The organism is uncultured Sphingomonas sp., assembly GCF_964250165.1.
Lineage (GTDB): Bacteria > Pseudomonadota > Alphaproteobacteria > Sphingomonadales > Sphingomonadaceae > Sphingomonas.
Window position 1 is genome coordinate 1 of the sequence record NZ_CAXUEK010000100.1, and the last position, 6,890, is coordinate 6,890.

Sequence of the window (6,890 nt, forward strand, 5' to 3'; positions counted from 1 at the left end):
GTCGGGCGGCCGCGCGGGTCGCGCTCGGTGACGAGCAGGCCGACCGGCTTGTGATAGAGGAACAGCCGGGCCGCCTCGGGCGCGGCGACGGGCTTGCCGTCGACGGTGATGCCGGCCAGCGACGGCAGCACGGTGGCGGCGGTGTCGAGCGCCACGCCGTCGCGCGCGATGCGCCCTTCGGCGATCATCCGCTCCACCTCGCGCCGCGACGCGATGCCGGCGCGGGCGAGCAGCTTGGCGATCCGGTCGCCGGCGGCGGGCGGGCGTTCGCCGGAGGTGGGCGCGGCGTGGCGTGGCATGGGCGCGGTCGATACAGCGGAACTTCATCTGGCGCGCGCCAAAAAGGTGCGACTCGGGCGCGAGCAGCGCGTTGTGCGGCACGGAAGGAAGCGGGCGATGATCTTCGGGCGCAGGCGGCGACACATCACCCGGATCCTCCTGGTCGAGGACGAGCCGCTGGTGGCGTTCGACAACGAGCATGTCCTGTCCGACGCCGGCTATACCATCATCGCCACCGTGCCGAGCGTCGCGGGCGCCGTTGCGGCCTTGCGTGACGACGTCGAGCTGGTGCTGACCGATGTGTCGCTCCCCGACGGCTCGGGCGTGGAGGTCGCCCGCGCGGCGCGGGACAAGGGCGTGCCCGTGCTGTTCGTGACGGGTGCCTGTCCGGCCGAGGCGGCGGAGCTGGCGGCGGGGTGTCTCGCCAAACCCTATGCGCCGCGCGACCTGCTCGGCGCGATCCGGGCGATCGACGCGCAATTGACGGGCGGCAAGGTGCCGAAGCTGCCGGACGGCTTCACGCTGTTCGCCGCGCCCGTGACGGCGGAAGAGCGGTAGGCCGGCGGCAGCGCAAGCGGACCGGCGGTGGACCGGGTTTCCTGCATGATGGCATAGCTGTCCTCGCCTCAATTTCCCGCTAGGGTCCGCCTCTTTCGCAACGGGAGCAAGGCTGGTCATGGCGACGGCGGCGGCGGATCGGCCGCGCGGATTCGGGCTGCTGGGCGCGGCGCTGAGGTCGCGCAAGGCGGGCGCGATGCTGGCGTTCGGCTTCTCCTCCGGCCTGCCGTTCGCGCTGCTGATCGGGACGCTGACGGCCTGGCTGGGCGAGGCCAAGGTCAACCTGGCCACGATCGGCCTGCTCAGCTGGATCGGGCTCGCCTCGGCGTTCAAGTTCCTGTGGTCGCCCGCCGTCGATCGGTTGCGGCCGCCCGGGATCGGGCGGCTGGGGCGGCGCAAGGGCTGGATCGCGCTCTGCCAGCTGGTGATCGTCGCCGCCCTGCTGGGCCTGGCGGCGACCGATCCGGCCGCGTCGATCGGCCGCTTCGCGCTGATCGCCTTCGTCGGCGCGCTCGCCTCGGCGACGCAGGACATCGCCATCGACGCCTGGCGGATCGACGTGGCGGACGCCGCGACGCCGGTGGAGCTGCTGTCCGCGGTCTATCAGCTCGGTTTCCGCACCGCGAGCATCGTCGGCGGCGCGTTCGCGCTGCACCTGGCAAGCACGATGAGCTGGCCCGCCGTTTATGCGGTGATGGCCGGGTTGATGGCGGCGACGTTGCTGGCCGGGCTTGCCGCGCCGGACACGCCGCCCCCTGCGACCGCCGCAGCGGTGCTGGGCACCGGCGAGCCGGATGCGCGGACGCGTGGAATCGCGCTGGGGGTCGTCGGCCTGTGCTGGGGCTGGGCGGTGGTGACGCTGATCGGCTTCATGGTATCGGTGCTGGCAGCGCCGCCCGCCGGGGCGAAGCCGCCCTCGACCGCCGATTTCCTGAAGCTGTACGGGCCGCTGATCGTGGCGGCGACGGTGCTCGTGCCGCTGGCGGTCGCGGCGGTGCTGAACCGGGCGAAGGCTGGCCAAGCTCCTCCCCGGGACGGGGAGGGGTACCGCTCGCCGCAGTCGAGTGGTGGGAGGGGTTCCGCGGCACGCGATGAACCCGGGTCGGAAACCCCTCCACCACCAGGCTTCGCCCGGCGGTCCCCCTCCCCGTCCCGGGGAGTAGTGGCGGCAGATCATTTGTATCGCGCCCTGGTCGCGCCCCTGACCGATCTCGTCGAGCGGCTCGGCTGGGGCGTGCTCGGCGTGATCGCGCTGATCCTCGCCTATCCGCTCTGCTACAATGTCTGGGCGTCGTTCGCCTACCCGTTCTACCTCGATTACATGCACTACACGAAGGACGAGGTGGCCTTCGCGTCCAAGGTGTTCGGCATCGTGATGTCGATGACCGGCGTGGCGCTGGGCGGGGTGCTGTTCCTGCGGCTGGGGCGGTTCCCGACGGTGCTGATCGGGGCGGCGCTGCCGATCTTCGGCAACTTCCTCTACGCCGACCTGGCGGAGGGAGCGGCGCATATCGACATGGTGCTCGGCGCGCTCCGGCTGGATCGGCTGGCGGCGGCGCTGGGGAGCGATCAGCGCATGGCGCGGCTGCTGCTCACCATCGCTTACGAGAACATCTCGACCGGGATCGCGGGGGCGGCGTTCGTGGCCTATGTGTCCAGCATCGTCAGCAAGAAATATCCGGCCGTGCAATATGCGCTGCTGTCGTCGCTCACCTTCCTGATCGGGTCGATGGGCCGGGGGCTGGCGGGCGAGATGTTCGACCGGCTGGGTTACGCGCCGGTGTTCCGCTGGACCGCGCTGGCGGGGCTCGTGGCGATCCTGTTCGTGCTGCTGGAGTGGTGGCGTTCGACGCGGGTCGCTGCACGGGCGGAACCGGGAGGGACCGGCGAGGCTGCCTAATCCGGCAGTTCGTCGTTCAGCCGCAGCGCCTCGCCGGCCAGATACAGCGATCCGGCGGCGAGGACGACGCCCTCCGCTCCGGCGAGCGCGGCCGGCAGGTCCGGCGCCGTCCTCGCGGGCGGGCCGAAGCTGCGGGCGAGGGCCGCCAGCGCGTCGGGCGCGTGGTGCTCGTGGCCGGGGACGGGGAGCGCCACCACCCGCGTCGCCGCCGGGGCGAGGAGGCGCAGCACGCCTTCGGCATCCTTGTTGGCGAGCATGCCGATGACCAGCGTCACCGGCCGGCCGCGCGCGATCGTGCGGAGCGCGCGGGCGACCGGGGCGGCGGCGTTGGGATTGTGCGCGCCGTCCAGCCAGAGCTCGGCATCAGGCGCGAGGCCGGCCGTCAGCGGACCTGCGCCCAGCCGCTGCATCCGCGCGGGCCAATGCGCCCAGTCGGCGGCGGCGCGAAGTGCGGCCTCCGGCACGCTCAGCGCACCCTGATGGTGGAGCATGGCGATGGCGAGCCCCAGGTTGCGCGACTGGTGCGGGCCGATCAGCCGCGGGCGCCGAGCGACGAGCGAGAAGCCCGCATCCTGATAGCGCACCGTCGAGCGCGCGGTTTCCGTGCTCCAGTCGCGCCCTCGCGCGAGCACGGGCGCGCCGGCCGCCCGCGCGACGGCGCCGATGCGTTCGCGCAACGGCCGCGCATAGTCCATGGTGACGAGCGGCACGCCGAGCTTGGCGATCCCCGCCTTCTCCCCCGCGATCGCGACGGCGGTGTCGCCCAGGAACGCCTGGTGATCGAGTCCGAGCGCGGCGATGCCGGTAACGGCCGGGGCAGGAATGACGTTGGTGGCATCGAGCCGCCCGCCGAGCCCGACCTCGACGATCGTGGCGGCAGCAGGGGCGCGCGCGAAGGCGAGGAAGGCGGCGGCGGTGGTCGCCTCGAAGAAGCTGGCGCCGATGCCCTCGCCGGCATCGAGCACCTCTTCGAGCAGAGGGGCGAGCTGGGCGTCGTCGATCAGCTTGCCCGCGATGCGGATACGCTCGTTGAAGCGGACGAGGTGGGGGCTGGAATAGACGTGGACGTCGTACCCCGCCGCCTCGATCGCGGCGCGCAGGAAGGCGCAGGTCGAGCCCTTGCCGTTGGTGCCGGCGACGTGGAGCACGGGCGGGAGCGACAGATGCGGATCGCCGAGGCGGGCGAGCAGCGCCGTGATTCGCTCCAGCCCGAGCACATCCGCGCCTGGGCCCGCGGCGAACAGGCGGTCGAGCTGGGCCTGGACCTGCGGATCGGCGGAGGTGGCGGAGTCAGGCATCTACGCTGCTCCCCCTCTCCCCTGAAAGGGAGAGGGGCAACGGCTCACGCCGCTTTCCTCGCATCCGTCAGGTAGCCGATCACCGTCGCGAGCTGGTGCTTCAGCTGGTGGCGGTGGACGACCATGTCGATCAGGCCGTGCTCCAGATAATATTCGCTCGTCTGGAAATCGTCGGGCAGCTTCTCGCGGATGGTGTTCTCGATCACGCGGCGGCCGGTGAAGGCCAGCGTCGCCTTCGGTTCGGCAATCTGCACGTCGCCGAGCATGGCATAGGCCGCCATCACCCCGCCCGAGGTCGGATCGGTCAGCACGACGATGTAGGGCAGTCCCGCATCGCGCAGCATGTCGATCGCCACCGTCGACCGCGGCATCTGCATCAGCGACAGGATACCTTCCTGCATCCGCGCACCCCCCGAGGCGGTCAAGATGATGTAGGGACAGCGCTCGCGGATCGCGTTCTCGACGCCGCGCACGAACGCCTCGCCGACCGCCAAGCCCATCGAGCCGCCCATAAAGGCGAAGTCCTGCACGCCGACGATCGCCGGGCGGCCCTCGATCAGCCCGCGGGCATTGACCAACGCATCCTGCTCGTCGGTGTCGGCGCGGGCCGACTTCAGCCGATCGGTATAGCGCTTCGAATCGCGGAACTTGAGCGGGTCCTCCATGACGGGCGGCATGGCGATGATCTCGGTCGTGCCCTCGTCGAACAGCTGACGGAACCGCTCGGCGGGCCCGATCCGATCATGGTGGTCGCACAGCGGGCAGACATGGCCGTTCTCCAGCCATTCCTTCACGAACACCATCTGATCGCAGCCCTTGCAGCGGTGCCAGAGATTGTCGGCCGTCTCCTTCTTCGCCCCGAAGGAGAGGACATTGCGGACCGAGTTGAGCCAGCTCATGCGGGGTTCCTTGCGGTGCGTACGGCATCGGCGAGCGAGCGCACATAGGCGCGGACGGCGGCGGGCGCATCCTCCCGGTGCGCGCCCACCAGCTCGACGATCGCGGAGCCGACGACGACGCCGTCGGCGACCCGGGCGATGGCGGCGGCCTGTTCGGGCGTGCGGACGCCGAAGCCGACCGCGACGGGGAGTGCGGTCGCCGCCTTGAGCCGCGCGACGGCGGCGTCGATCGTGCCCTGCACCGCCTGCTGCAGCCCGGTGATCCCGGCGACCGAGACGTAATAGAGGAAGCCCGACGCCCCTTCGAGGACCTGCGGCAGGCGCGCGGCGTCGGTGGTGGGGGTGGCGAGGCGGATCGGGTCGAGCCCGGCGGCGCGGAGCGCGGGGCCGAGCTGATCGTCCTCCTCCGGCGGAACGTCGACGCAGATCACGCCATCGACGCCGGCCTGTGCCGCGGCCCGCGCGAACCATTCCGAGCCACGGCGGAGCATGGGGTTGGCATAGCCCATCAGGACCAGCGGCACGTCCGGGTGACGCGAACGAAAGTCTTTTGCGATCAGCAAGATAGCGGCGGTTGTCGTGCCCGCCGCCAAGGACCGTAGATTGGCCGCCTGGATGGCGGGGCCGTCGGCCATCGGATCGGTGAACGGCATCCCCAGCTCGATCACGTCCGCGCCGCCCTCGACCAGCGCGTCGAGGATGGCCGCCGTCGGGCCGTCGCCGGCGGTGGCGAAGGCAATGAGAGCAGGATGTTCGGCGCGAAACGCCGAGGTAAGCCGGTTCACTTGATCAATGATGGGAAAGAACCACGCCCAGCACCGTACAGGCCAAGGTGATCACCCCGGCGATGATGACGCTCAATCGGATCGTCACCTTGTCCAGCGCTGCTTCGAGCTGCTCCTTAACGACCAAGCTACTCGTGCCGTCGCCTCTCTCCGATCCGATCGCTTCGGCCTGTTGTCGCGTAAGTCCGGCTGCTTCGAGCCGCTTTGTCGAATCAAGAGGATTGTAGACGTTCACCTGATACTCCTATCAGATCGCCACGCCGAGCGCACTAGCGACGGTGAAGATGTCCTTGTCGCCACGCCCGCACAGATTGACCAGGATGATCTGATCCTCGTTCATTTCCCGAGCCTTGCGAGCAACCGCTGCAATCGCGTGGGAAGGTTCGAGTGCCGGGATGATGCCCTCCGTCCGGCATAGCAGCTGGAAGGCGTCGAGCGCCTCGGTGTCGGTGACGGCGGTGTAGTCCACGCGGCCGATATCGCGCAGCCAGGCGTGCTCCGGGCCGATGCCGGGATAATCGAGGCCGGCGCTGATCGAGTGGGCTTCGGCGATCTGGCCGTCCTCATCCTGGAGCAGATACGTCTTGTTGCCGTGGAGCACGCCGGGAAAGCCGCCGGCCAAGCTGGCGGCGTGCTCCTTGTCCAGTCCATGCCCGGCGGCCTCGACGCCGAGCATCGCCACGTCCGGGTCGTCGAGGAACGGGTGGAACAGCCCGATCGCGTTGGAGCCGCCGCCGATCGCGGCGACCAGCAGGTCAGGGAGACGGCCGGTGCGTGACAGCATCTGCTCGCGTGCCTCGCGGCCGATGACGCTCTGGAAGTCGCGGACCAGCTCCGGATAGGGATGCGGCCCGGCGGCGGTGCCGATGATGTAGAAGGTGTCGTGGACATTGGCGACCCAGTCGCGCAGCCCCTCGTTCATCGCGTCCTTGAGCGTCTGCGCGCCTGACGTCACCGGCTTAACTTCGGCCCCCAAGAGCTTCATCCGGAAGACATTCGGCTGCTGTCGCTCGATGTCGCGCGCGCCCATGTAGATGACGCAGGGCAGGCCGAAGCGCGCGCAGACCGTGGCGGTGGCGACGCCGTGCTGCCCGGCGCCCGTCTCGGCGATGACCCGGGTCTTGCCCATCTTCTTGGTCAGCAGCGCCTGACCGAGCACGTTGTTGATCTT

At 70.2% G+C, this 6,890-nt stretch carries 8 protein-coding genes; 2 read left to right on the top strand and 6 right to left on the bottom strand.

Features of this window, described 5'->3' with window-relative positions:
* On the bottom strand, positions 1-299 hold a 299-nt coding region (locus ACFE64_RS14295), incomplete at its 3' end, for a S4 domain-containing protein (protein WP_375393128.1).
* Between the two features lie 97 nt (positions 300-396).
* Here ACFE64_RS14295 and ACFE64_RS14300 point away from each other — a divergent pair.
* Positions 397-837, top strand: a complete 441-nt coding sequence (locus tag ACFE64_RS14300; RefSeq protein WP_375393129.1) for a response regulator — start codon at positions 397-399, stop codon at positions 835-837.
* A 118-nt stretch (positions 838-955) separates the two neighbouring features.
* Positions 956-2,737, top strand: a complete 1,782-nt coding sequence (locus tag ACFE64_RS14305) for a hypothetical protein (RefSeq protein ID WP_375393130.1) — start codon at positions 956-958, stop codon at positions 2,735-2,737.
* On the opposite strand, the gene ACFE64_RS14310 is transcribed toward ACFE64_RS14305, so the two are convergent.
* The 5 genes from ACFE64_RS14310 to trpB form a co-directional block, all read right to left on the bottom strand.
* Positions 2,734-4,035 carry a bifunctional folylpolyglutamate synthase/dihydrofolate synthase gene (locus tag ACFE64_RS14310; RefSeq protein ID WP_375393131.1) on the bottom strand — a complete coding sequence of 434 codons (1,302 nt, stop codon included), beginning with the start codon at positions 4,033-4,035 and terminating at the stop codon, positions 2,734-2,736. The genes ACFE64_RS14305 and ACFE64_RS14310 overlap by 4 nt on opposite strands.
* Before the next feature lie 44 nt (positions 4,036-4,079).
* Positions 4,080-4,934: an acetyl-CoA carboxylase, carboxyltransferase subunit beta gene (gene accD, locus ACFE64_RS14315; RefSeq protein WP_375393132.1), complete on the bottom strand. Its 855-nt coding sequence runs from the start codon at positions 4,932-4,934 to the stop codon at positions 4,080-4,082.
* Positions 4,931-5,719 (bottom strand): tryptophan synthase subunit alpha, encoded by a 789-nt coding sequence (trpA, locus tag ACFE64_RS14320; protein ID WP_375393133.1) that lies wholly within the window; start codon positions 5,717-5,719, stop codon positions 4,931-4,933. The genes accD and trpA overlap by 4 nt, the downstream gene beginning before the upstream one ends.
* A 4-nt stretch (positions 5,720-5,723) precedes the next feature.
* Positions 5,724-5,954 carry a hypothetical protein gene (locus ACFE64_RS14325; protein ID WP_375393134.1) on the bottom strand — a complete coding sequence of 77 codons (231 nt, stop codon included), beginning with the start codon at positions 5,952-5,954 and terminating at the stop codon, positions 5,724-5,726.
* 12 nt (positions 5,955-5,966) lie between these two features.
* A partial coding sequence (gene trpB, locus ACFE64_RS14330; protein ID WP_375393135.1) for a tryptophan synthase subunit beta occupies positions 5,967-6,890 on the bottom strand: 924 nt, incomplete at its 5' end.

Excerpts from the sequence above, each read along its gene's own strand:
- ACFE64_RS14305 (WP_375393130.1), top strand. The coding sequence starts at position 956 with ATGGCGACGGCGGCGGCGGATCGGCCGCGCGGATTCGGGCTGCTGGGC.
- accD (WP_375393132.1), bottom strand. The coding sequence starts at position 4,934 with ATGAGCTGGCTCAACTCGGTCCGCAATGTCCTCTCCTTCGGGGCGAAG.
- ACFE64_RS14300 (WP_375393129.1), top strand. The coding sequence starts at position 397 with ATGATCTTCGGGCGCAGGCGGCGACACATCACCCGGATCCTCCTGGTC.
- ACFE64_RS14310 (WP_375393131.1), bottom strand. The coding sequence starts at position 4,035 with ATGCCTGACTCCGCCACCTCCGCCGATCCGCAGGTCCAGGCCCAGCTC.